At 61.8% G+C, this 23,915-nt stretch carries 27 protein-coding genes; 12 read left to right on the top strand and 15 right to left on the bottom strand.

Annotated elements, in window-relative coordinates; all coding sequences use genetic code 11:
- Positions 1-113: 113 nt before the first annotated feature.
- From H7X47_RS25940 to H7X47_RS21990, 8 genes are read right to left on the bottom strand one after another with little or no spacing between them, the layout of a single operon-like run.
- Complete coding sequence (locus H7X47_RS25940) at positions 114-1,100, bottom strand: lysophospholipid acyltransferase family protein (RefSeq protein WP_227010688.1); 987 nt, start codon at positions 1,098-1,100, stop codon at positions 114-116.
- On the bottom strand, positions 1,097-1,879 hold the full coding sequence (locus H7X47_RS25935; RefSeq protein ID WP_227010687.1) for a glycosyltransferase family 2 protein: 783 nt from the start codon (positions 1,877-1,879) through the stop codon (positions 1,097-1,099). Before H7X47_RS25935 ends, H7X47_RS25940 begins: the two co-directional genes overlap by 4 nt.
- A complete protein-coding gene (locus tag H7X47_RS22015; RefSeq protein ID WP_193370913.1) occupies positions 1,876-3,624 on the bottom strand; it encodes an ApeI family dehydratase in 1,749 nt (582 codons plus the stop codon). Before H7X47_RS22015 ends, H7X47_RS25935 begins: the two co-directional genes overlap by 4 nt.
- Position 3,625: 1 nt before the next feature.
- Positions 3,626-4,192, bottom strand: coding sequence for a COG4648 family protein (locus H7X47_RS22010; RefSeq protein WP_193370912.1), 567 nt, complete (start codon positions 4,190-4,192; stop codon positions 3,626-3,628).
- Positions 4,193-4,209: 17 nt separating this feature from the next.
- On the bottom strand, positions 4,210-4,473 hold the full coding sequence (locus tag H7X47_RS22005; protein ID WP_319633660.1) for an acyl carrier protein: 264 nt from the start codon (positions 4,471-4,473) through the stop codon (positions 4,210-4,212).
- Complete coding sequence (locus tag H7X47_RS22000) at positions 4,470-4,724, bottom strand: phosphopantetheine-binding protein (RefSeq protein ID WP_193370911.1); 255 nt, start codon at positions 4,722-4,724, stop codon at positions 4,470-4,472. The genes H7X47_RS22005 and H7X47_RS22000 overlap by 4 nt, the downstream gene beginning before the upstream one ends.
- A 15-nt stretch (positions 4,725-4,739) precedes the next feature.
- Positions 4,740-5,546 carry a lysophospholipid acyltransferase family protein gene (locus H7X47_RS21995; RefSeq protein ID WP_193370910.1) on the bottom strand — a complete coding sequence of 269 codons (807 nt, stop codon included), beginning with the start codon at positions 5,544-5,546 and terminating at the stop codon, positions 4,740-4,742.
- Complete coding sequence (locus tag H7X47_RS21990; protein ID WP_193370909.1) at positions 5,485-6,243, bottom strand: beta-ketoacyl synthase chain length factor; 759 nt, start codon at positions 6,241-6,243, stop codon at positions 5,485-5,487. The genes H7X47_RS21995 and H7X47_RS21990 overlap by 62 nt, the downstream gene beginning before the upstream one ends.
- A 462-nt stretch (positions 6,244-6,705) precedes the next feature.
- Here H7X47_RS21990 and H7X47_RS21985 point away from each other — a divergent pair, with 462 nt between their 5' ends.
- A complete protein-coding gene (locus tag H7X47_RS21985; RefSeq protein ID WP_193370908.1) occupies positions 6,706-7,665 on the top strand; it encodes an NAD-dependent epimerase/dehydratase family protein in 960 nt (319 codons plus the stop codon).
- Between the two features lie 31 nt (positions 7,666-7,696).
- On the opposite strand, the gene H7X47_RS21980 is transcribed toward H7X47_RS21985, so the two are convergent.
- Positions 7,697-8,458 carry a hypothetical protein gene (locus tag H7X47_RS21980; protein ID WP_193370907.1) on the bottom strand — a complete coding sequence of 254 codons (762 nt, stop codon included), beginning with the start codon at positions 8,456-8,458 and terminating at the stop codon, positions 7,697-7,699.
- A gap of 267 nt (positions 8,459-8,725) precedes the next feature.
- Here H7X47_RS21980 and H7X47_RS21975 point away from each other — a divergent pair, with 267 nt between their 5' ends.
- Positions 8,726-9,202, top strand: a complete 477-nt coding sequence (locus H7X47_RS21975; RefSeq protein ID WP_193370906.1) for an antitoxin Xre/MbcA/ParS toxin-binding domain-containing protein — start codon at positions 8,726-8,728, stop codon at positions 9,200-9,202.
- A 282-nt stretch (positions 9,203-9,484) separates the two neighbouring features.
- Positions 9,485-10,771, top strand: coding sequence for a tyrosine-type recombinase/integrase (locus H7X47_RS21970; protein WP_193370905.1), 1,287 nt, complete (start codon positions 9,485-9,487; stop codon positions 10,769-10,771).
- Positions 10,772-10,968: 197 nt separating this feature from the next.
- On the opposite strand, the gene H7X47_RS21965 is transcribed toward H7X47_RS21970, so the two are convergent.
- The 3 genes from H7X47_RS21965 to H7X47_RS21955 are packed head-to-tail and all read right to left on the bottom strand — an operon-like array spanning position 10,969 to position 13,588.
- Entirely contained in the window at positions 10,969-12,393 is a 1,425-nt protein-coding gene (locus H7X47_RS21965) for a pilus assembly protein TadG-related protein (RefSeq protein WP_193370904.1), read from the bottom strand.
- A 35-nt stretch (positions 12,394-12,428) separates the two neighbouring features.
- The gene (locus tag H7X47_RS21960; RefSeq protein WP_193370903.1) at positions 12,429-12,956 is read right to left on the bottom strand and encodes a TadE/TadG family type IV pilus assembly protein; all 528 of its coding nucleotides are present in this window, start codon (positions 12,954-12,956) and stop codon (positions 12,429-12,431) included.
- Entirely contained in the window at positions 12,956-13,588 is a 633-nt protein-coding gene (locus tag H7X47_RS21955; protein WP_193370902.1) for a TadE/TadG family type IV pilus assembly protein, read from the bottom strand. Before H7X47_RS21955 ends, H7X47_RS21960 begins: the two co-directional genes overlap by 1 nt.
- A gap of 395 nt (positions 13,589-13,983) precedes the next feature.
- On the opposite strand from H7X47_RS21955, the gene hspQ reads away from it, so the two are divergent.
- Entirely contained in the window at positions 13,984-14,307 is a 324-nt protein-coding gene (gene hspQ, locus H7X47_RS21950; protein ID WP_193370901.1) for a heat shock protein HspQ, read from the top strand.
- A 6-nt stretch (positions 14,308-14,313) separates the two neighbouring features.
- Here hspQ and H7X47_RS21945 read toward each other — a convergent pair whose 3' ends face one another.
- Positions 14,314-14,751, bottom strand: a complete 438-nt coding sequence (locus H7X47_RS21945) for a DUF6362 family protein (RefSeq protein WP_193370900.1) — start codon at positions 14,749-14,751, stop codon at positions 14,314-14,316.
- 100 nt (positions 14,752-14,851) lie between these two features.
- A complete protein-coding gene (locus H7X47_RS21940; RefSeq protein WP_193370899.1) occupies positions 14,852-15,184 on the bottom strand; it encodes a hypothetical protein in 333 nt (110 codons plus the stop codon).
- 336 nt (positions 15,185-15,520) lie between these two features.
- Here H7X47_RS21940 and H7X47_RS21935 point away from each other — a divergent pair, with 336 nt between their 5' ends.
- The 8 genes from H7X47_RS21935 to H7X47_RS21900 all read left to right on the top strand — a co-directional run bounded on the left by H7X47_RS21935 (position 15,521) and on the right by H7X47_RS21900 (position 23,069).
- Positions 15,521-16,138: a helix-turn-helix domain-containing protein gene (locus H7X47_RS21935; protein WP_193370898.1), complete on the top strand. Its 618-nt coding sequence runs from the start codon at positions 15,521-15,523 to the stop codon at positions 16,136-16,138.
- Positions 16,139-16,319: 181 nt separating this feature from the next.
- Positions 16,320-16,505: a hypothetical protein gene (locus H7X47_RS21930; protein ID WP_193370897.1), complete on the top strand. Its 186-nt coding sequence runs from the start codon at positions 16,320-16,322 to the stop codon at positions 16,503-16,505.
- A gap of 158 nt (positions 16,506-16,663) precedes the next feature.
- On the top strand, positions 16,664-17,533 hold the full coding sequence (gene otsB / locus H7X47_RS21925; RefSeq protein ID WP_227010686.1) for a trehalose-phosphatase: 870 nt from the start codon (positions 16,664-16,666) through the stop codon (positions 17,531-17,533).
- A complete protein-coding gene (locus H7X47_RS21920) occupies positions 17,530-19,329 on the top strand; it encodes a glycoside hydrolase family 15 protein (protein WP_193370896.1) in 1,800 nt (599 codons plus the stop codon). Before otsB ends, H7X47_RS21920 begins: the two co-directional genes overlap by 4 nt.
- The gene (gene otsA, locus H7X47_RS21915; protein WP_193370895.1) at positions 19,326-20,711 is read left to right on the top strand and encodes an alpha,alpha-trehalose-phosphate synthase (UDP-forming); all 1,386 of its coding nucleotides are present in this window, start codon (positions 19,326-19,328) and stop codon (positions 20,709-20,711) included. Before H7X47_RS21920 ends, otsA begins: the two co-directional genes overlap by 4 nt.
- The gene (gene glk, locus H7X47_RS21910) at positions 20,708-21,688 is read left to right on the top strand and encodes a glucokinase (RefSeq protein ID WP_193370894.1); all 981 of its coding nucleotides are present in this window, start codon (positions 20,708-20,710) and stop codon (positions 21,686-21,688) included. Before otsA ends, glk begins: the two co-directional genes overlap by 4 nt.
- Before the next feature lie 92 nt (positions 21,689-21,780).
- Positions 21,781-22,743 carry a DMT family transporter gene (locus H7X47_RS21905; protein ID WP_227010685.1) on the top strand — a complete coding sequence of 321 codons (963 nt, stop codon included), beginning with the start codon at positions 21,781-21,783 and terminating at the stop codon, positions 22,741-22,743.
- A gap of 107 nt (positions 22,744-22,850) precedes the next feature.
- On the top strand, positions 22,851-23,069 hold the full coding sequence (locus H7X47_RS21900) for a hypothetical protein (RefSeq protein ID WP_193370893.1): 219 nt from the start codon (positions 22,851-22,853) through the stop codon (positions 23,067-23,069).
- A gap of 35 nt (positions 23,070-23,104) precedes the next feature.
- Here the strand turns inward: H7X47_RS21900 and H7X47_RS21895 are convergent, their stop codons facing one another.
- Entirely contained in the window at positions 23,105-23,728 is a 624-nt protein-coding gene (locus H7X47_RS21895) for a glutathione binding-like protein (RefSeq protein WP_319633659.1), read from the bottom strand.
- Positions 23,729-23,915 lie beyond the last annotated feature (187 nt).

Below are 23,915 nucleotides of genomic sequence, written 5' to 3'. Positions count from 1 at the left end.
TGCCGCACCTGGCCAGCCAGCCCGGGCAGGAGGTGGAAGGCGCAGTTTCGACTGCGCCAGCGCTTCCATTCGCCTCGCCGGCACCCCGCCTACCCGGACCTTAGATAAGCTTCTCAACTCTCACCTCGCCGTTCTCCGGTAGCCGACACGCCCTGATCCTGTCCCCAGAAGTCAAAGAAATTGAACCACTGAAGCGGATGCATCAGACAATAGTGCTCCAGCCGATGCGCGAAGCGGGCAACGAGATCCTCGAGCACCCGCTCCCGCTCCTTGCGTGGGAGTTTAATGCCATCGCTGAATGGCTCGAAGACGACTCGGAATCGGCCTTCCTCCTTAAAGCAAAACAGCAACTGAACCGGACACCTCATAAGGGCCGCCAAGATGTAAGGTCCCTGCGGAAAGGGCGCTCTTCTTCCCAGGAAAGCTGCATAACTGAAGCGGCCGGACAGGCTGACCGGCGTACGGTCGCCGACGATGACGACGAACTCGCCCTGCTCTACCCGTTCAAGCAGCATCATCGCTGTTTCAGGCCCCACCTCCGTCGTCTCGATGAGGGATACCGCCGACTGACCGCTCTGCCGATGCAAAAGGCGATTGAAGTTGGCCGCATGCTTGGTGTGGACCAGCACATTGATCTTCACGTCCGTATTGCGGGCTCCGAGCGCGCGGCAAACCTCGGCATTCCCGAAATGGGAGGTGATCAGAACGCCACCGCTGCCAGACTTCTGAAGCGCCTCAAAGGCCTCAAGGTTCTCGAAATCGACAGCATCAAGGCCAATGCGCCCAGTCCAGGCAAGCAGCTTATCGAGAATGGCCTCGCCGAAGGCCATGAAGTGGGCGAAGGATTGGCGCCATCGCGGTTTATCGGTTCCCGGCACCGCGCCTCCTTGCGCATAGATCGCTTCGAGATAGTCCAGCGATGCCTGCCGGGCCTTACTGCTCGCCAGGAAGAAATACGTCATGACCGGATAGAGGAGCAGCGAGAAGCCTCGACGACCGAGCAATTCATAGCTCAAGAGCATGGTCTTGAGCCCGAGGTAAACCCCCCTCTCTTCCAGTTGGGACCAATGCCCCCTGCCATGACCTGCTCTTTCGCTCATGGCTTATCGCTCACCCGCTTTACCCGATCTGCCGTAAATCCGGGAAGGAATTTACGTGAGAGCAAGACCGGTAGCCGCCAGAGCATCCCAGCAACAAGTTTGATGTGCATTCGAGTGATCAGGAGATTGTCCTCGAAGAGGCGGAAATGGGAAAGACCGCCTTCGGGATAGCGGACCCGAGTTGGCAGCGAGATGATCCGGATCCCGTTCCACGACAGCCTAACGAGAACCTCGGGATCAAAGTCCATGCGATCGCCGAGACGAGATCCGTCAAGCAAGTTCGCAACACTTTGCAGAGGATAGACGCGAAAGCCGCACATGGAATCCCTGATCGTAAATGAAAGGGTTTCCACCCACACCCAGACGTGAGTGAGATAGCGGGCGATGAGCCGCCCTCGCGGAACGCTCTCATCATAGAGCGGCTGCCCCGTGATTACGGCGTCAGGGCAGGATCTGGCCCTGGCAAGGAACTTCGGAACGTCGTTGACATCATGCTGACCATCGGCGTCTATCTGAAGAGCATGACTGAAGTCCCGCCTGGAGGCCTCCTTCAGGCCGTCTTTCACTGCCGCCCCCTTGCCGCCATTGGCAGGGCGTTCGAAGAGCGAGACGGTGGCATGCTCTTGGGCAAGCCCCTTCAGTATCTCGCTATCGGCGGGCCCACTTCCGTCATTGACGATGATCACAGGCTTACCAAACTCGGCAAGCCGCTCGACCAAAGCGCGCGCCTGCGTGGCGTGATTGTAGACCGGTACGACAATGCAGGCGCGAAAGCTCATTGCGGGTCTCCAAAGCGAACGCGCCCGCTGGAATGCACCACGTCACCTGAAAGATAGGCAAAGCCAAGCCTAGACCGCGCGGCATCGAACTCCAGCTGCAATCTGACTTCTACCCCAGCCGGCAAGACACGAAAGAACTTGAGCGCTTCGATACGATAAATATCCCCGGTAATCGAGAAGCCTTGACGCGCCTGCTGGATAGCCCAATCGAGCTGAACCACGCCCGGCAGGATAGCTGCCTCGTCGAAGTGGCCGTCGAAGAACGCAAGTTCCTCGTTCAACCGCATCCTTACTTCCAGGCGATCCTCTTGCTCCACTCGATTAAGAATCTCCGCTTCAACCCGCCGACCCGCGGCCGGCTGGAACAGCTCCAGCAAGGCGCCCAGTGGCACTTTGCCCTGAGCACTTTCTGGCAGGCGGCGCACGAACCGCCAGCGCCGAGGCAGAGCCAGCGCCTCCAGATGAGGTTTCAGGGCATTGAGCAGCTGTTCTCTCAAGGCTTGCTTCCCGCCGGTCTCCAGGGTTTTCCACCCGGCAGTAGAAGGCACCACCACGGCGCCGAGCTGCATGCGAATGCCCCGGCCCTCGATGGCCACCACCCGCAGATCCTCGACTTCCACGCAGGTTCTGAGACGCTCCTCGATTTCGACGAGGGAAACGCGCCGGTCCTCTAGCTTCACGATGCGGTCATTGCGGCCCTCGAGATAGAAGTAGCCGTTGTCCAAGATCCGGCCGCGGTCTCCTGTTGTGAAGACCTTCCCTGAGGACAGAAACGGCGATTGGACCGAGATGGTCGTTTCATCCGCAGCAAGACCCACCCTAACACCGGGCAGCGGCTGCCAGGGTGGCGGGGCCACTGCGTCTTCTACAACGCGACGCGCGATACCGCCGGTCTCCGTACTTCCGTAGATCTCAGTAACCTGGCAGGGGAGCGCCGCATTGTAGACTGCGGCGATCTCGGGCGGCAGAGGCCCACCTGAGGAGAGCACCCCGCAAAGGTTTCGCCCGATTTGCGACAGATCCAACATCGGCAAAGCGCGCCGCAGAAAGGCCGGACTGGATACCAGCAGGGGAGAACGGCGTTGTTGGCAGAGCAGCGCAAGTTCCTCGGGGAAGGCCAGGCTTTGCGCTTCGATGATGTGGCCGGCCGACAGGGGCCAGAGCACCCGGAACAACAGGCCGTAGATATGGTAGGGAGGCACCGTGCCAGCAATGGCCTCAGCCCCCAAACCGCCAAAAACTTCGTCCTGAACCGCGACCTCCGCTTCAAGACATCTCAGCGGCTTGGCAACAGCTTCCGGACGGCCGGTTGAGCCCGAAGTATGAAGTAGGATTGTGCAGGAATCTGGATTGACGGGACGAAAGGACCTTGCTTCTGTTTCGCCGTAGTCATCGTGGATCGCAAGGCTCCGCTCGGCGCGCATTTCGATCCGCTCGCCCAAAAGCACGCCCCCAGCGGTCCCAACCAGCTCGGCCAGATGCCCTGGCTGGAGCGTGGAGGGCAGCAACACACGTTTGCCCGCGTGCAGCACCGCCAAGAGCGCCGTCGCAAGCTCATAAGCGTCGTCCGTCGCGATCAGCCAGCTCTCAGCATCCGACCGCTCCAGCCTGTCGGCCAGCCCGGCCACCGAGGACGAAAAGGCGGCCCAGCAGTGAAGGCCCCGCCGGCCGTGTGCTACCGGGTGATCTGCCGGGCGGCCCTCATGCAACAAGCGGGAAATGGCAATGAAGCTCACTTCAGTCATATCAGCCTGCACCGTGTCGCCGCCGCCACCAGGCTCGGAAGACGTACTCGCCGGAGAACAGAGCGGCCATGAGCAGGTAGGCTATACCACCGTTATAGAGCGTCCAGAAGGCCATGCTTGCCGCAACGCTGCTGTAGAGCGCGATACTGCCGTTGATGATGAAGAAGATACACCACACTTTGGTGACCTGTCGCGTGTAGCGCACCCCCTCATCGGGTAAGTTTGGTTCCGTCAAGCGCGCAAAGCGCTCGATCATGCTCGGTGGCCTCAGCAAGCTCGCAACGAAGATTAAAAACATCAGAAGATTCATACAGACGGGATAGTACAGCAAAAATCCGACAGAATTACTGACGAAAGAAAGGACACCGATGAGCAGTGCCACGGCGAGCGCCGCCAGCACTTGGGGGCCGGCTCTCCCCGATGCTTTTCCTGGAATCAGCAGGAGCCGCGTAAGGGCCAGGACCATCAGCACCAAGGCGAGCACCCTTGGCTCGAAGTGGTTTATTCCCAGGTAGACAAGCACCGGATAGAAGAGGAGAAGAGCTGCAAAGAGAAATCCCCAGCGCACCGTACGGACCCCGCAGACTAGGTCCGCAGGAGGTCGTGGACCGCATCAACGACATCTCCCACGGTCCTCACCTTCTTGAAGGCCTCCGGGTCCAACTTCCGACCGGTCAATTCCTTCAGCTCGACCATCAGGTCGACCGCATCGATACTATCAATGTCGAGATCCTGATAGAGATTTGCCTCAAGTGTTATGGCCTGACGATCTAGCTCAAAATGCTCGACGAGAATGCGCTGCAGCTCGGCCAGTATGCCTTCGCGTGAGTTGATCACAGTGTCTTTCACACCTGCCGCCTCTCTTCAACAAACTTCGCCAGAGAAGCGACCGAGAAAAAATGCTGTTTCATATCATCGTTCTCAATGTCGATTTTCAATTCGTAGCGCTTCTTCAACGCCAACCCGAGTTCAAGCGCATCGATGGAGTCGAGACCGAGCCCTTCTCCAAATAAGGCCTCGGAAGGATCAATATCCCCAGGCGTGACGTCCTCAAGTTCGAGTACGTCGATAATCATCACTGTGATTTCGTCTTCTAACATTCCCAATATACCCGACTACCCATAGGAAAGTGCTGCGTGCAGGAGCCGGTTGACCCTGCGATTGGCTTTGCTCAAGCGTTCTCCTTCGACCAGGCCCGGCGGGACCTCAACACGGTTATTGACCTCGATGCGGAAGTGCACCTTGGTTTCAGGAATCTGGTACCACTTCTCAGCTTTCGTTAGGGTCGTCGGATGGCAGGCAATACGTATCGGCAAGAACGCCTGTTCGCTACGCACAATAATCGATGCCGCGCCACGTTTGAGCTTCATCGGCTTCCCGGGAACACTGCGGGTACCTTCCGGAAATACGACCAGCTTCTTGCCCGCCTCCAGACACTGAACACACTTGGTCAGGAGCGAGTCCGGATCATCGTTGGGGACGTACCCCGTGGCCCACATGATCCCCGCCATAAAGGGGTTCGACCAGGCTGCCTTTTTCACAACACAGAGCGCTTCGGGCAGCATGCTTACTATAAACACGATATCAATCAACGAGGGGTGATTGGCGACGATCAGACTGGCATCCGGCCGGTCCAATTTCTCCCGTCCCGAGATCTCATAACTGAGCACACCCAGACCATTCATCATCCAGATGAAGAAGCGGAATGCGAGGTGAACGCAATATTGACAGCGACGTTCAGCCAGCTCCCGCCGGGCAGAGGCGAGGTGGACTGTCGGAAAGAGTACGAGACCTAGAGTAAGGCCGCCCAGCCCGAAAACGGCAAAGCTGAACCCGGTTCCAGCCAGTCGCCAGTAGTAGTTAGCTCCCCGCGGCATGCCAACTCCAGGTCCACAGCAGGCGGCCATCATCAAGCTCGTCACGAGTCTCGACTTCGGTCAACAGCTTGACCAGGCGCAAAGCGGGGTTGGGCGGCTGATCTGCAGCGGCCGGTCGGCTGCCGGAAGCCTGCCATGTCAAGCGGAGAACCGGGTCCTGTTTGCAGAGCTGGGGACGTTGCAGCAGGATCGCGAGTGCAGCACTCACCCGAACCGCGTCGGTCTCTCTGGCATAAAAGGTGGGCAGCGGCTCGTCGAAGTACACGAGCAGAGCGGATGCTTCTGGCGATTCCGCCAGTAAACCGCTGGCTTCGAGAAAGCCGGCCTCCAGCGTTGACGCACCACCTGCGAGCGCCGTCGAGTGAGTTTGATCCCCTCTGGCAATTGAGAACAGACTGGAGACGGTATTGTGCACTGATAGGCTAAAGGTGTTCGGCGAAACCGGCTCCCCCTCGCTCATGGCACGCAAGATCTCAAACGCCCGGGCAAACTCTCCATATCTCGAACAGAAGATGCAAAACGGTGCCTGGCCCTGCGGCAGGCATCTTGCAGCGACGTGGAAAGCCATGCGATTGAGTGGGCTCAACCTTCGGCGGAGCAGCGGCTTGACGAAAGAGACATCAGGATCCACCGGACCTGAGATTGGCAGAAGCCCCTTTGCCCAAGCCAACCAGCTTTCCTGATCCGTCACACCCGGTGCCCAAGCCGCCCAACGACTTATGGCGAGCTCGGTACTGCTCACTGCGCCCACATCCCAGGACGATCCCTCCCTGTAAGGCGGCCATCTCCAGCTTACAGGAGGCCACGATCTCGCCTGCGGGCCACCTGATCGGCAGCCACCCTGAAACTGATCAACCCCCGCTTCTCAGTGTTCTAACTGCAATCTATAGCTGCTATTTTCCCGCGCGTGAAGGGCGATGTCCTGGGGGTGTCTGGCAACATTCCCAACGCCTCGATTCTAGCTACTGGCCGAAGACCAGCGAATGCAATATAGGTCGATATTCCTACGTCAAGGGCGCTCCGCACGCAAGCGCAGGCACCACGCGCCAGCACGCGCTCCGTGGACTCCGATGATACAAAATGGCCGATACAAGCTGGCCTGTGCGACGCCTACGCCGGGGGCACGGCGCTACCGCAGTTCTGCCGTGGGACCAACCTATGCTCTAGAGGACGGCGCCAGGGCCACGATGAGAGGTGACAGACCATGCGACTCCTGGTGACCGGTGGGTGTGGCTTCATCGGATCGCGCCTCGTCCGGATTCTGGTATCGGCAGGACACGAGGTCGTTGTACTCGATGATCTGTCCACCGGTAGCGCTCTACGGCTACCTGCAGGAGTCAGTCTGATTCCAGCCTCAGTGAGCATGCCCAACCTGTCGATCGCTTCTGCTGGCGCGCTGGACGGAATATTCCACTTGGCCGCCATCTCTTCAGTCGAGGCGGCGGAGGCCAACCCAGATGACACGCATCGAGTAAATGTTGCCGGCACGCGCAATATTCTCGCATTAGCCGGTGCCCGTCATCCACGCCCCCTACCAGTCGTATTTGCCTCTTCCGCGGCGGTTTACGGCAACGGCCAATGCCATCTGATTTCGGAGGACCATCGCAAGCGACCGCTGGGAACCTACGGCGCGACGAAACTGGCAGCAGAGCAGGAAGCAAAAAGAGCCTTCGATGAAATCAATGTGCCATCCATCGGCATCCGCTTGTTCAATGTTTACGGACCCTGGCCACCGCAGGGAACGCCACCCCCCGGTGTAATTGCCTCCTTTTGCCGACAACTTGCAGCCGGCCAACAGCTCGTCATGCATGGGAGCGGCAAGCAATGTAGAGACTATCTTTACCTTGACGATGCGGCCGCACTTTTGATCTGCGCTATGGAGACACTCTTACGGGACCCAACGCATGCGATCGTGAATGGTTCCACCGGCAAGGCAACAAGCCTTCTTGAGCTTGCCGAGTTGCTTTCCGCGCTCTTCCCACGTCCGATTGAGTGGCAATGGGAGGCACGACGACGCGCTGATATCCTAAACTCAGTTGGTGATCCGGCGATGGCCGAAATGCTGTTGTGCTGTAGTCCAAAAGTCCCATTGTCGGAAGGCCTCGCGCGCACGCTTGGTGGTATCCTGCCTTCAGATTTACCTCTTCGGGTTCCCAATCATTAAAGTCCCTCACGGACAAGCCGCCGCGACTCATTTAGTCGAAGGCCGCCTGAATCTCCGCCGCATTAAAGAGGGCCTCAAGTTTGGCCTTTACCGCTTCTTCCACCGCAACTCTCGCATCTGCCGGGACTCCCGCCGGCCCCAGATTGTCATGACCTTTAACAACCTGACTGGCGATCACACTGCCATCACTCGAGAGCACCTCGAGCATCAGATTGTAGTCGAGACCGGTATTGAAATAGGTATCCGACTTCCACTCGCGAACATAGAGAACTGAACAACGATCAGCCTGCGACGCAAGGATAAGACTGCGCGCGCCAGCCTCGTTCGTCTGCGCCTTGACTTGCACAGCCTTCGCATCAATGCCATCCCGCTTCAGAGCAGCAACGATGGAGTTGGTAAGGTCTTCAGCCAATGGACGGCCACTATTCGTCGTTACATCGAAGGGATTTCCAAATCCTCCGCGAAACAGGCCGGTAAACTTTGGCTCCTTATCGCCGTCCACAACATAGGGGCGCAAATCAACCACCGAGACCGCCACTGACTTTTCTGAGTCCAGCTCAAACTCAGCATTACCCAGATCGTAGCGATGGCTGTTGCCCACAGCACAAGCACTCAGCAGGAAAGCCAAACAAACCACTGCAGCTAAACCGCGCATCCTCTTTCCCCCGTCATTCTGTAATCTATGGTTGCTGTGGCAAATATATCGAGCGCAATAATGCTGGCCAAGGACTTCCCTGGAAAAGCTCGCTCCGCCGCCGAGGCGCGCCTTCCTCACTTTGATCCATTCCATCATGGATTTTCCGCAACTCGATTATCACGTTCACCTCTTACTCAATTGCAGCAGGAAACCAGACAACACACCGAGCGCCTGACCCACGGCCGGATTCGATTCCGTTGATCAGCGTCGGTATCCTCGCATGCGCCCGGTGTTGTCGTGCGGAGCAGGACCCATGAAAATGTCCTCGCTATTCCTTGGAGAACTATCGTCTCCGCTTGCTTTCCAGTATTCTGCTTCCCAACCTACAATAGTGCGACCAACGCGAACTCAGGTGAGGCTACCGTGGCTCCAAAAGGCGCCCAATCGATTGCAATCCCAAATGAGGCCGACCTGACACGGGCTATCGAGCTTCTGGGTGGCCCACAAGTCATCGACAGCAGCATTCTTGAGGACCCTCTTGCGCTTTACGAACAGGTCGCGCGGGGGTTTCCGGCGACAGCGTTGGAACATTTCATCAATAACTGCCCTGTCATAGCTGGAGATCCAGCGCTGAGTCAGATTCTCGGACCACCGGTAGCCGTTGGCTGTCCCTCCAGCAATCGTCAAAACGAACTCCTCAGCAGCTATTCAAGTGATCAATTGTGGCGCCTTGCAGTTGTCGTAGCCCGGGTAGAACGAGCCTACGGAGGAATGGAAGGCGCCCAGAATTGGCTCACGAAGCCGAACATATGGCTCGGATGGCGACGCCCGATTGATCTCATGGATTCGTCGGCAGGTGCAGAAATGGTGACCGATCACCTAAAAATCTGGCTCAGTTAGAGCGTCTGAACACAAAGGATAGCTATAGCCTGTCCGATGGCATCCTGATTTTGATAGCTGCGCTACGAAATGCATCGGCCGAGTCGGAGACCCAATCCCGATAGGAGTTCTCCCGATCATCTTGGCATAGATAGGAACTATGCTGCTCTGATTAAGGCGCCACTTCTTTGCTTTCGAGCTTTGCGCGGCTTCTCGCTTTCTGGCCTGATATCCCCGCCCTGCCCCTCGGCGGGCCCACCCGGCCCTGGCCGGGCGGCGACTTCCATCCATGGGGATCTTCTTATGACAGAAGAAAGAGGTTGCGCGGGCCGGGAGGTTCCGCGCCAAGGGGGATTGCGTGTTGTGCAGCGAAAGGGATCCACGAAGCTCTATCTTTGCGGCACGGTGCGTATTGGTGCCAAGTCGCAGCGCATTCGTGAGAGCACGGGATTGGATGCCGACCAGCCGGGCGCGGCGGCGGCGGCAGAGACCCTGCGCATCAAGCGCGAGTCGGAGCTTTTGCAGCGTTTTGTCTACAAGCGACTGCCGGATGCCTCCTTTGAAGACGTGGCCGGGGAGTTCTTGCGGGTGCGCGATCCGGACCGTGGCAGCGTGCGGATGGTTCGCGAGTTCATCGCGGCCTTTGGCCGGGTGCCGATCGCCGATCTCGACCGTCATGAGCTGGAGGCCTATTTCACCAGGCGCTGCAAGAACGTCCAGCCGGCAACCCGCAAGCGCCTGGAGGGGCTCCTTGGCGCCCTTTTGGCCTATGCGGCCAAGGCGGGTTATCTCTATGCCGTGCCCTACTGGCCGCGGGTCCGGGTGCGCCAGAACACCCTCAACGCCGCCATGAAGCGTTTCTACCCGGGCGAGGTGGAGCTCTTGATCGACTGCGCGGCCGAGCATCTGAAACCGCTCCTGGCGGTGCTCTATGCCACCGGCGCCCGGGTCGGCCAGGTGGTGCACCTGCAGCGGGCGCATTTCACTTTCTGCGGCGACTATGGGCGGGTCTTCTTCCCCAAGACCAAGAACGGTCACTGCTATCTGCGCCCATTGCACCCTTACGCGGTGGAAAAACTAAGGCAGTGGCTCAGCCAACACCGGCGGGGGGATCGTTATCCGGAGATGTTCCTGAACGCCCACGGCCGCCCCTACCCGGCCTTGGATGGCTGCGGCGGCCACATCCGCCATGCTTTCGCAGCGGCCAGGCGGCGTTGTGTCAGGGCGATGCGGGCGCTGGGCTATCACGAGCGGGCGCTGGTGATGGCGCAGGCCACGCCACACTGGCTGAGGCACAATTTTGCCAACACGCTGCGCCAGGATCTGGGGCTGGATGCCAAGGCGATTGCCTTGGCGGGGATGTGGCGCAACCCGGCGGTGGTTGAGCGCTACTACATCGCCGATGTGCCGGTGGATCTGGACCAGGTGGTCACCAGCCTGCCGCTGGGCACCCGGCTGGGGGCGATCCCTTCCGGCCAGGCCAAGGCCGTGCAGGCTGGCTGGACGGCCCTGGGCGCGCGACTGACACAGGGTGCTGATGGGCGCCTTGAGGTCTGCCCGGCCCAGCAGGCTGGGCTTGATTGGCGCTAGAAGGCACCTTCTGGCACAGAGCTGACACAGGCGCTTCCCTGCTCCGGCAAAAGCCGGTTATCTTCCAATGACTTAGAGAAGAAGCGATACGCCCTTAGCAGGACTGTGCAACAAAAAAATTGCGTTGATCGCAATTTTTTATCGCCGCAGGCCGTCAGGGCAAAGCTGGTTTCCGGTTTTCGCTAAATCAGACGCCGCTACATGGAGATGCGCAGGTTCGAGACCTGCACCGCGATGTCCTTGAAGGCCTGCTTCAGCTCGGTGCCGCTGGACGGCAGGTAGGCGTAGTCCGGTTGGCTGGCGCAGTAGTTCACGAAATTCGCGGCTGAACTGCCGGACGAAATTGCGAAGCCCACCGTATAGACGATGACGCCCTCCGCCTTCATGTTGTCGCAGAGGTCTTCGCCCTGATCGAAGCTGTTACCGTGCGTCGCATTTTGGTTGATTTTGAAGTTGCCATTGCCGGGGCCGGCGTTCTTCGCGATGATACCGTTGCTGTAAAAGGTGTTGAACTGACCGTCGGTCATGACGATCACCACCTTCAGCACTTCCTGGCCCAGGTGGATCTCGCCATAGTCCCTCGGCTGGCTTTCGGCTGGCCAGAGATAGCCGAAGTTCGGTGAAACCATGTACCAGCCCCAGGCGACACCGATGTGTCCGGCGGTATAGCCGTCCGCCGACAAGGCGTCGACGGCGGCCTTCAAAGCGGTCTTGTTGCTCGACAACGGCACGATAGGCGCATCGACGCAGCCGTAGAGAGCCGTCGCCCCGTCATCGTAATGCCTGCCCAGCGGCGCCAGGTTCGGCGGTGCGTCGGTCGCAATGTTTGGGCCCGGCCGTTCGGTGACGCAGGTCGAGGCAATAAACGTGTCCGTACCCGAGGAGGCTCGATCAAATTCAAACTCGGTACATCCCGGGGAGGTGCAGGTGCCGCTGGTGAGCGTGCCGCGTATCTGGTCGGCGTAGCTGCCGACGTTGACCGCCACGGAATAGGGCACGATCGCCACCTTCGAATAGAAGGGGTCCTGCAGGTCCTGGACGACGATATCGATCAGTTCCTTCGCGGCGACCTTGAGATCGGCGATCTTCGAGCCACCCATCGAGCCGGTGACGTCGAGCACCAGGGCAACCTCCACGTCGCGCGACGACAGCGTCGCCTCCGCGGTTGCGGCGACGTCGGTCGAGTCCGTCCCCAGTACGCTCATGAAGAAGGTCGGGATGGTCGCCCGCGCCGTCACCGTGATGGTCCGGCTCTCATCGTTCGGGACGATCTGCAGGGGCTGTAGAACCGAGCCCATGTAGCCTTCTTGGAAGTTGGCGTCGAAGAAGTTCTGGATGTCGGTATTGCGGTTGGGGCTGGCAAAGGCGCGGGCGCCCGCCAGGGCGGCGGCATCCACCGCCGCGGCCAGCTGCGATTTCACGTTGTAAGCGATCGAGGTATCAACGGCGATTCCCACGCCGCCGAAGATTGCGATAGCGCAGAATCCGACGATCACGGTCACATGGCCGCGGGCGTCGGCCAACAGCCGCGCCCCGTCTTGCCGGGCCCGTTTCAGCGGCCGTCGCCCCGCTTCTCCAAGGTAGCCGATGGCCGCACGGGCAAGTCTTGCTAGTGTACGCATCGCCAGTTTCTCCATCCCAAATCTGGGCCGTTGCATCAACTTCCCGGGCCTTCCACGACAGAGCTGCGCCGGGGGCGCAACACGGCTGTCTCCTCGATCGTGGTCGGGCCCATCACGAAGTCGAAGAAAATGGGGGTGTAGTCGTAGGTCACGCGAACCACGACGACACCGTCTCCGGGATCGCCGAGGCCGGCGGCCAGGGCCAGGGCGTTGGGGACGCTGCCGCCGTTCTTGCTCTTGGTCCAATCCAAGGTCGGACTGCCCGTGTCCGGATCGAAGTTGACCGCCGCGATCCCGACGCTGTGGCTGGCGGCCGGGAAAGGTTCGAAAATCATTTCGGAGGCGGTCAGGATGTCGTCCAGCTGGGCATTGGACACTTTGGTTCGCTGAGTCAGCAGGTCCGCCGCCGTCTGCGCCGAAGCCACGACCTTGCGATCCAGGCGCAGAACGTTGGTCGCCTCGACCACGCCGATGAACAGCAGCAGCATGACCGGCAGCAGGAACCCGAACTCCAGCAATGCCGTGCCGTCGTCATCGCGCAGGAATCTTTGGAAGGCGCGCATCAACCACCGCCTCCGCCGCCGATGTTGACATTGTAAGGTTCGTTCTGAAAGGCGACCGTCGAGATCAGCAAGTGGCCGCCCAGTCCGGCGGGCATCACCTTGTCGATCAGGGGGGTCATGAACTGCCAGCGGTACATGGCGCGCACCACGGTGACGGCACTGCTGCCGCCCGGGGAGAAGCCCGTGTTCACGATCTCGCCGTCCTCGTCCAGCTCGATCGGCATCGAGACTGCCGAGAAACTCGAAAAGGTCTGCACGTTGAAAGCCACCTTGGTGCAGTCGATGACGCCGAAGAGGGAATCACAGAGCTCAGCCTGGAAAGCGGCCAGCGGGTCGGCCGTGGCCTGGATATTGCCGGTGCGGATCTGACGCGCGGCCTCCTTGGTCGCGCCCTCGATGACGGCGCTGGTGAAGAACATCACCGAGACCTCGAGCGTGCCGACCAGCAGCAGCAGGAAGGGCGGCGCCACGAACGCGAACTCGAGCAGCGCATTGCCGCGCTCGTCGCGCAGCAGCGGGCCGAAGGTCGGGCGCAGGCAGGCCCAGACTGACGACGTGCAGGCGCGCAAACTGCACGCGACACGTGTCAGGCAGGTCAGACCTACCTGTACAACCATTGCAAGCTCAAACATCGCATTCCTCTCATCGGAGGCCCGCCCGCGCGGTCGGCACAGTCGGATCCTGATCCCCCGTTATGGGGGGATTCGACGCTCTTCGGTTTAACAAACACTTAAGTGCGATGGGTCTAGCGGCCCAGTTAATCGCGAGCGGACGGCCAAACGGTTCAGTTGCAATTGGCGGGATTTAAGACAAAAACTGAATCTGTTATTTATCAATGACTTAACAAGCCTTTCTCGGTTACCACCTAGGCGTGATAAACGCTATCTTTGCGGTAATTCCGAAGCGATTGTTTCACGCGCGATCACTGCAACCGGGCAACCATGGGGCTTGTTTCCGCGCGCCGGGCGCGCATATGAATAATTAGCAGTAAGTTGTCGTAAAACTTGAGAGGCAAGACGGCTCGACCATGCGCACGGCGAAGTTCCAGATCGGCGAGATCGTCCGCCACCGCTTCTTTCCGTTTCGCGGCGTGATCTTCGACGTCGACCCGACGTTTTCCAACACCGAGGAATGGTGGGAAGCGATCCCGGAAGCGATCCGCCCCGACAAGGACCAGCCGTTCTATCACCTGCTGGCCGAGAACGAGGAAACCGCCTACGTCGCTTATGTCTCCGAGCAGAACCTGGTGGTCGACGAGAGCGGAGTGGCGGTGGGGCATCCGCAGATCGAAGAGTTTTTCGAGGGCATCGAAGACGGCCGCTACGTGCCCAAGCAGCTGCAGGCGAACTAGGGCCGCCTACTCCAGCTTGCGGCAGAGCTCGCTCTGGCTGCGCAGCCAGCCGCAGATCCGCGCCACCCCTCGGTCGCGCACGTCATAGACCGTCCGACGACCACAGCCGAAGCGCTGACGCAGGACCTGCACCCTGAGCCCGCAGGCCAGTTCGAAGAGGATGGAAACGTCGCGCCGCGCATTGGCGCCGCCGGCCAGCGGCAGCCACAGCAGCACCGTATCCATGCGGTCGATGGCCTCGGCCCGGGCCGGCGTCGGCCGCAAAACCGGCGCTGTCTGCCGCCCCGCGCTGCCGACCGCGCCGGCGAACTCCTCGGCGGTGTTCCGCACGTAGTCGGGCCAGTGGGCGCGCGCCGCCGCGGTCAACCAGCCCTGCTCGCGGTTGGGCAGGCGCCGCAAGGTGTCTGCGGCCTCCAACAGCAGTTCCCAGACTGCGTCACGCAAACTCGGTTCCGCATGTCCGGCCTCACGCGCCAGGCGCAAACCTTCCGTCACGGCCGCCTCGAGACGCAGCTTCTCTTGCCCGTACGCGCTCGTCCCCGCATCACCCATCCAGCCGTCCTCCACCGCTGAACAGATGCAGGACCGGACGCCGCCGGCGCGGCTTCGCGCGCTGCGGCGGCCCGGCCGAAAGGTCCACGCGCCCGACACCGGCATCAGGAGCCAGGGGACAGCCCCAGGACCTCAGCGCACGCAGCAGGTCCCGCTCTCCCCAGATGGCCCGCGCCCGGTGGCCGGCCGCACGCAGTTGGCGCGCCATCTCCGCCTCGCGCTCCCCGATCTCCTCGGCGGGCACGCTTTTGGGGCCGCCGTCCCACCAGCGGTCGGCCGGCGCCCGCACGAAAAGAAAATGGCAGCGCCCACGCGGAGAGATCACCAGGATATCGGCAGCGGGACAGCGCGACGCGGCGGAAAGACGCGTCCGCGGTGCGGCCGGCTTTCCCTGGGCGCCCCCCGGCGCCAGGGGCTGGCTTATCCAACCTTGAGGCAGGGCCTCGGCCAGAAGGTCCAGGGCCTGCTGTTTCACAGCGGCGGTGGTGGTGCGCCGCTGGTGTGAGACTGGCGTTCTAGGCCGCATTGCTCTCCTCTCTGATCCATTCCTTGGGCCTCGGCCCGGCGTGTTAGAAATTGCGCCTTGCGGCTCAACCTTCAAATACATAAATTGCATATTTCGCAATAGACATCAAATGGCAAATTTCGCAATCTTAGACTCATGGAAAAGCGCTGGTTCCAAGATCGTCTGCGCCAGCTTGGCAAGACCCAACGCGGTCTGGCCACGCACATGGGGCTCGACCCCTCGCGCATCACCGAGATCCTCAACCAAAGCCGTAGCATCAAAATCGAGGAAGCGGTGGAGATGGCGGAGTACCTGGAAACGTCGCTGGAAGACGTAGTCTCCAAGCTTGGCGCCTTCGTCAATCGCGACGCCAAGGCGTCCAGCCTGGTGGTTGGCTACGTCGGCGCCGGTGAGACCGTCTACTCGGTCGACGATCACGAAAAGGGTTCCGGTCTTTACAAGATCGATGCCCCGCAGGGGGAAGGCGGTGGCGTCTGCGTTGTGGTGCGGGGCAATTCCATGTCTCCGCGCTTCCGCGACGGCGAACACTTGGGGTATTCCCGCGACGACGGGCTGGACCTGGCGAAGTGCTACGGGCGTGAATGCGTGGTGCAGACCAAGGACGGCCGCCAGCTCGTGAAGATCGTCGAACCCGGCAACGCAGTAGGCGAGGTGACCCTGGTCTCCGTCAACTCGGCAACTCCCATTGAGCAGAACGTGCCTGTCGAATGGGTCGCGCCGGTGACCTGGGTAAAGCTGCGGCCCCGCGGGTAGCGGCGCCTTCGCTGATTGCGGATTTCATAAATCCGCTGGTCCTCTCGCGATTTGACGGCGCCAGCGGCGCTAACTCATCGGTCGAATATTTTCTAGTGATGGCGTTTTCTGATTGCAGATAATTGCGAATATCGTAAAATACACCTAAGATCTGAGCTGATGACGTGCGGAGAGAACTGACATGCCGACATCGGAACAACCAGCGGAGCGTCCCTCCTCTCACGGGGCTCAATGTCGGGAAGCACCACGGCAGAATGCCGCTGCGCGCGACGCCATTTTCGAGACTCGCTTCCTGCTCTCGGTGTTTGCCGAACTGACCGGCAGAGACCGGCCCCAAGACCTGCTCACAAAGGAAGAGATCGAATGAAAACACCCGCGCGGCGCCTGCGTCCGTTTGCGTGCGAAGCGAATGAAATGTAATGAATACCTTGCCTTCGATAGGCTCGGCAGTTACTTCAATTAGGGCAGCAAACGAGATCACCTCACTGCCGCTGCCTTGAAGACGAGAGCTAGGCACAAGCACCATTGAAGTCCAACGCGGTTTCTCAGTCCAAACCACTTCCCGCCGCCCGCTCGCTTTTATCGGGCGCCGACCGCGAAGAAGCTTCAGGAAATGGCGAACACGGCAACATGCAAGGGGAAGCGCCCGAACTGCCCGCTTCTTCGCGAACGCATGCCCTCTTCCTCGATGTGGACGGGACGCTGCTTTCCATCGCCGATCATCCCGACGCCGTTCATGTCCCCGCGCAACTGCTCTCTCTCCTGGAGCGGCTCAAGGACAGGCTGAACGGCGCTGTCGCCCTCATCAGCGGACGCACGATCAGCGACCTCGACGGCTTGTTCGCGCCGCTGAAGCTGCCCAGCGCCGGCGTCCACGGCCTGGAGCGGCGCAACGCCGACGGCGTGATCCACCGGGTTGCCGGCGCTGAGATGCTGGACCCGCTGCGCGGGCCGCTAACGAAGTTCGTCGAAGCGCGCGAAGGCCTTCTCCTCGAAGACAAGCAGCAGTCCCTCGCCTTGCACTACCGCAACGCGCCCGCCCTTGAGTCGGAGCTGAAAGCTTTTATCGGCAAACTGGTCGAGGCCAGCCCCTCTCCCCTCGAACTGAAGCGCGGCAAGATGGTGGTCGAGGTAAAGCCGGGAGGCGCCAACAAGGGGACCGCGATCGAAGCGTTCTTGGAGGAACCGCCTTTCGCCGGACGCGTCCCGGTCTTCATCGGCGACGATGTAACCGACGAGGACGGCTTTCAAAGCGTCAACCGGATGGGCGGCCTTTCAATCCGTGTCGGCTTTGATGAGAACAGTGCCGCAGCCTACAGCCTGCCGGACGAGGATGCGGTTGTCGCCTGGCTGCGGCCCTGGGTCGCGACCGGACTGGAGGGAGAAACGCCTTGAGTTCACTAGACTTGGCCATCATCGGCAACTGCACCTTCGGCGCGCTCATCGACTCCAAGGCCAGGATCGTCTGGTCCTGCATGCCGCGGCTCGACAGCGACCCGGTCTTCTCCGGCCTGCTCAATGGCGAGAACTCCGGTGGCCGTGGGATCTACGACATCGAGCTCCTGGGTTTCACCCGCTCCGAGCAGTACTACCGTCGCAATTCCGCCGTGGTCGTGACGCGGCTCTACGATTCAGGCGACGGCGTCGTCGAAGTGACGGACTTCGCGCCGCGCTTCAAACACCACGGCCGCATTTTTCGACCGCCGACCATCGTGCGCCACCTCCGCGCCCTTTCCGGCAGTCCGCGCATCTGCATCAAGGTCCGGCCGACCTACGACTACGGCAAGGGCGACCCCGAGAAAACCCGGGGCAGCAACCACTTGCGCTATGTCATGCCAAACCTGACGCTGCGCCTGACGACCGACGCCCCCATTACTTACATAAACGATGAAGTTCCCTTCATTCTCGAGCGGCCCATCACATTGATCCTCGGACCGGATGAGAGCCTGACCGCGCCGATCGACAAGACCAGCCAGGAGTTCTTCCGCAACACCGACGAGTACTGGCGGGAGTGGACGCGCTATCTGGCCCTGCCTTTCGAGTGGCAGGAAGCGGTCATCCGCGCCTCCATCACCTTGAAACTCTGCAGCTTCGAGGAAACCGGCGCCATCATCGCCGCGATGACCACTTCGATCCCGGAATCACCGAATTCCGGCCGCAATTGGGACTACCGCTACTGCTGGCTGCGCGATACCTACTTCGTGGTTCACGCCCTCAACCGCCTCGGCGCGACCAAGACCATGGAAGGCTACCTCAGCTACATTTCCAACATCGTCTCCTCCAACGTCGGCGCCAACGCCGATGACGGGCATCTGCAGCCGGTCTTCGGCATTTCGCAGGAGGTGCGCCTCGACGAGGCTGTCTGCGAGTCGCTCTCCGGCTATCGCGGTATGGGACCGGTGCGCATCGGCAACGGAGCCTACACACAGATCCAGAACGACGGCTACGGCAGCGTCATCCTCGCCACCACTCACAGCTTCTTCGACTGCCGCTTGGACCATCCGGGCGACGTCAGCTTCTTCGAAAAGCTGGAGAGCCTGGGCCACAAGGCGCTGCACCTCTGGGACAAGCCCGATGCCGGATTGTGGGAACTGCGGACCCGCCAGCAGGTCCACACCTACTCGGCGGTCATGTGCTGGGCCGCCTGCGACCGCTTGGCCCGGATCGCGGCGCGCCTGGAAATGACCGAACGCCACGACTTCTGGGCCAAGGGTGCAAAGACCATCCGCGACGGCATCCTGGAGCGCGCCTGGAACAGCCGCCTCAACTCCCTGGTCTCGACCTTCGACGGCGAGGATATGGACGCCAGCCTTCTCTGCCTGCAGGAGATCGGCTTTCTGCCGGCGGACGATCCGCGCTTTCTCGGCACCCTGGCGCAGGTCGAAAAGCAGCTGAAGCATGATCGCTTCCTGCATCGCTATGTGGCGGCCGACGACTTCGGAGCGCCGGAGGTCGCCTTCAACGTCTGCACCTTCTGGTACATCGATGCCCTGGCGGCGGTCGGTCGTACCGATGAGGCACGCGAGCTCTTCGAGACCATGCTGGCCGCCCGCAACCCCCTGGGCCTGTTGTCGGAAGACATGGCGACCGACACACAGGAACTCTGGGGCAACTTTCCACAGACCTATTCCATGGTTGGCCTGATAAACTCCGCCATGCGCCTGTCAAAAACCTGGGAGGAAGCTTATTGAGCCGTCTGGTCGTCGTCTCAAATCGCGTCGCCGCGGTCAAGCAGTCCCGGCCGGGCGCAGAAGGCGGTCTGGCGGTTGCGGTCCGCGCCGCGCTGCGCGCGCGCGGCGGCATCTGGTTCGGTTGGAGCGGCAAGGTCCTGGAGAGGGACTACGGCCAGCCCACCTTGACCCAGGCCGGCAAGATCACCTACGCGACGATCGACATGACCCAGCGCGACTACGACGAATACTACGTCGGTTTCGCCAATTCGACGCTCTGGCCCCTCTTCCACTATCGCCTCGACCTCGCGGAGTTTGCCCAACGCACCTGGGCCGGCTATCAGCGCGTCAACACGCTCTTCGCGCACCGGCTACAGCCGATGCTGGAAGACACGGATGTTGTCTGGGTCCATGACTACCATTTTCTGCTGCTGGCGGAGATTCTGCGCAGCGCCGGCTGCAAACAGAAAATGGGCTTCTTCCTGCACATTCCCTGGCCCTCCCTTGAGGTCCTGCTGGCTCTGCCCCAGCACCGCGAGATCGTCAAGGCGCTCTGCGCCTATGACCTGCTCGGCTTCCAGACCGTCGACCACCTGCACTGCTTCCAGGACTACATCCGGCGCGAGGCCGGCGGAGAAATTGGCGATGACGGTACCATCAAGGTTTTCGGCCGAGCGCTGAAGGCTCAGGCCTTTCCCATCGGCATCGATACCGAGATGTTCGCCCAGATGGCGGTGGAGAGCGAAGACAGCAAACAGGTCCACCGCCTCCTCGAAAGCCTCGGCAAGCGCGATCTGATGATCGGTGTCGACCGTCTCGACTACTCCAAGGGACTGATCAAGCGCGTCGAAGCCTTCGAGCACCTGCTGGCTGCCTATCCGGACAACCGCGGCAAGGTGGTCTTCCTGCAGATCAATCCGCCGTCGCGTTCCGACGTGGCCGACTACATCGACATGAAGCGCGAACTCGAAGCCACCGCCGGTCATGTGAACGGGACCTTCGCCGAATACGACTGGATGCCGATACGTTACCTGAACAAGAGCTTCAGCCGCCGCGTGCTTTCCGGCTTCTTCCGGGTCAGCCGCGTCGGCCTGGTGACGCCGCTGCGCGACGGTATGAACCTGGTCGCCAAGGAGTTCGTGGCCGCGCAGAGCGAGAAGGATCCCGGTGTCTTGGTGCTGTCCCGCTTCGCCGGCGCGGCGCGGGAACTGGACGGCGCCCTCATCGTCAACCCCTACGACGTGGAGGGCGTGGCCGAGCGCATGCAGGAGGCCCTCACCATGCCGCTGGGCGCCCGGCAGGAGCGCTGGCGTTCCATGTACAAATCCATCGCCGAGAACGACGTCACCGCCTGGCGGGAGAACTTTCTCCAGACGCTGCAGAAGTCGGGCCGCACCCGATGAATCCCGGCGTTGGCCAGGCAACGGCCCTCTTGGCCGATATCGGCGCCACCAACGCGCGTTTTGCTCTCTTGAGGGAAGGCAAACTCGGCGAGGTCCTCACCTTCCCCGTCGCCGATCACGCTACCTCCTACGGCGCCGTCGCCGCCGCGCTGGAACGCCTGGGCAGCGCGCAGGTGCCGCAGACGGCGGTCCTCGCCTTCGCCGGCCCGGTCGACGAGGCCCGCGCGGTCATGACCAATGCCGGCTGGGACACGACGGAAGGCGAACTCCGCCGGCGCTTCGGCTTCAGCCAGGTGCGACTGCTCAACGACTATGCGGCCCTGGCGCTCAGCCTGGCCCGCCTCGGCGACGGCGACCGGCTGGCGATCGGGGGCCTCGAGGCTGCTCCCGACAGTGGGCCACCCGCCCCGCTGGCGGTCCTCGGTCCCGGCTCCGGACTGGGCGTCGCCGCGCTGCTCCCGGCCGAGCCCGCCCCACGTCCCCTGATCAGCGAGGGCGGCCACGTCACCATGGCCGCGACCGATCGCCTGGAAGCCGACCTCTTCGCCCTGCTCAGGGAAGACTTCGGCCACGTCTCCGCCGAGCGCGTGCTCTCCGGCCCCGGCCTCTCCAACATCCACAGCGCCCTGACGCGCCTGCAGGGCGACGTGGCGGAGGTCTTGGACCCGGCGACGGTAACCCACCGCGGCTTAGAGGGCGGCGATCCGCTCTGCCGTCAGGCGCTGGACCTCTTCTGCCTGCTGCTCGGCACCTTCGCCGGCAACCTCGCGCTCAGCTATGGCGCGCGCGGCGGCGTCTACCTGGCCGGCGGCATCCTGCCGCGCTTTCCGGATTTCCTGGCCGCCTCCGGCTTTCGCGCACGTTTCGAGGACAAGGGCCGCTTCCGCGGTTATCTGCAGGACATCCCCACCTGGCTGATCACCCGGCCGAACGCGGCCTTTCTCGGCCTCGCCGCCACGGCTGAGCAACCCTTCTGAACCCGCGGGGCCAGCGAGGCGCAAGAAGCGGATAGCCTTGGCCGGCCGCTCCGCTATGCTGGCGCCGCCGCGCTCAGTCTGGATTCCTTGCCATGCAGGCACCGCAAATGAAGGGGAGCGACTGGCTCCAGATGGTCCTCCTGGCCCTCGTCTGGGGCCTGGCCTTCTTCCTCACCGAGATCTGTCTGCGCGACCTGGGCCCCGCGACCCTGGCCTGCGGGCGGGTCGGCACGGCCGCGCTCGGGCTGATTGCCCTGGCCCTGCTCACGGGGCAGCGGCTTCCCCGGGGTCTGGCCGACTGGGGGCCGCTGGTGGTCATGGGGCTGGTCAACAATGCCCTGCCCTTCTCCCTCATCATGTGGGGCCAGACCCAGATCGACAGCGGCCTGGCCTCCATCCTCAATGCCACCACCCCGCTCTTCACCTTCGTGCTGGCGCACTTCCTCACCGCCGACGAGCGCATGAGTCGCCGCGCGCTGAGCGGCATCGCCATCGGCTTCTGCGGCGCCCTGGTGCTGATCGGCCCGGGGGCCCTGGATGGCCTGGACGGGCACTCCTGGGGCCAATTCGCGGTCCTCGGCGCCGCCGTCTGCTATGCCTGCGCAGGCATCTACGGACGCCGGCTGCGCCACCTGACGCCGGTCGGCGCGGCGGCGGGCATGACCTCGGCGGCGGCGCTAATCCTGCTGCCTTTCGCGGCGGTTCTGGAGCAGCCCTGGACCTTCAGCCCGGACGCCGCCACCTGGACGGCGCTCCTGACCCTGGGCCTGGTCAGTACCGCCCTCGCCTACATTCTCTATTTCCGGATCCTCGCCAGCGCCGGTGCGACCAACCTGCTGCTGGTCACCTTCCTCATCCCGGTGGCCGCGCTGCTTCTCGGCACCCTGGTCCTGGGAGAGCGGATCAGCTTGAGCGCCCTTCTCGGAATGCTGTTGATCTTCGCCGGGCTTGCGGTCATCGACGGGCGCCTGCAGCAGCGCTTCCTGCGGGGGAGGATCGCACGCAAGGCGACGCCCTCCGCAGCGCCCCTCAACCCCTCAGACTATAATCCTTAACCCCTGCGCCTTTTTACACAGAACTTTCTGTTAGCCTTTACGTCCCCTTAACCCATTAGCCTAAAAAATGCTCTCAGAGGGCTAATCAAAACAAGCAGGGGAATCTCATGAGCCTTTCGCGATCGTCTGTCGAAACTCTCATTGATCTGGTCGAAATCAAGCTGAGCTGCGTCGAGGTCTACGACCGTGACGACTCCCGCGAGTTGACCAACCTGAAACGCTGTAAAGAAGAGCTAATGGATCTTGTCGGCATGGGTCAGAAGGCACCGGCCGAGCTCATCGCCATGCCGAAGGGCCGCCGCCGCGGACGACGTCCCTCCGCCTGACACAGCCATGGTCAGGGAATGAGGTTCCAGCCTGGTCAGCTGGGGACGGCCATTCCCTTCTCCACCGCCGGACGCGCGCCGATGGCGTCGTACCAGCGTTTGACGGCGGGGAAATCCTCCAGGGCGATCCCGTGCCATTCGTGGCGGGCCGCCCAGGGATAGGTGGCGATATCGGCGATGGAGTAGTCGGCTCCAGCCAGGTATTCGGCCTCCTTCAGGCGCTTGTCCAGCACACCGTAAAGACGCCTGGTCTCGTTCGTGTAGCGCTCGATCGCATAGGGCACCTCCTCCTTGGCGAAACGCCGGAAATGGTGCGCCTGCCCCAGCATCGGCCCGAAGCCGCCCATCTGCCACATCAGCCACTGCAGCGCCATATAGCGCGCCCGCGCGTCGCCCGGCATGAACATGCCGGTCTTTTCCGAGAGATAGATGAGAATGGCCCCGCTCTCGAACAGCGCGATCGGCTCGCCGTCCGGACCTTCCGGGTCAACAATCGCCGGTATCCTGTTGTTTGGGCTGATTTCCAGGAACGCCGGCGCGTGCTGCTCGCCTTGGCCGATATTGATCGGGTGGACATTGTAGTCCAACCCCATCTCCTCCAAGGCGATCGAGGCCTTGCGTCCGTTCGGCGTGCTCCAGGTGTACAGTTCAATGGTCACGGACCCACTCTCCCCCTCATCTTGACCTACCCACAAAACGGGGCCCCGCACGGGACCGGGCCCTTATCGCCGCCAAGGCGAATTCCCGGCAGCGGTAATATCGGTTCGCGACGCCGTCAGGACCAGCCCTTTCCTGTCCTTCGCCCCCGGACGCTGCCGCGCCTTGCCTTGGTTCCGGCCTGGAGCA

This window comes from Pelagibius marinus, from assembly GCF_014925385.1.
In the GTDB taxonomy this organism is placed as follows: domain Bacteria; phylum Pseudomonadota; class Alphaproteobacteria; order Kiloniellales; family Kiloniellaceae; genus Pelagibius; species Pelagibius marinus.
The sequence above is the reverse complement of the archived record's forward strand: the minus strand, read 5'-3'. Positions and strand labels throughout refer to the sequence as shown.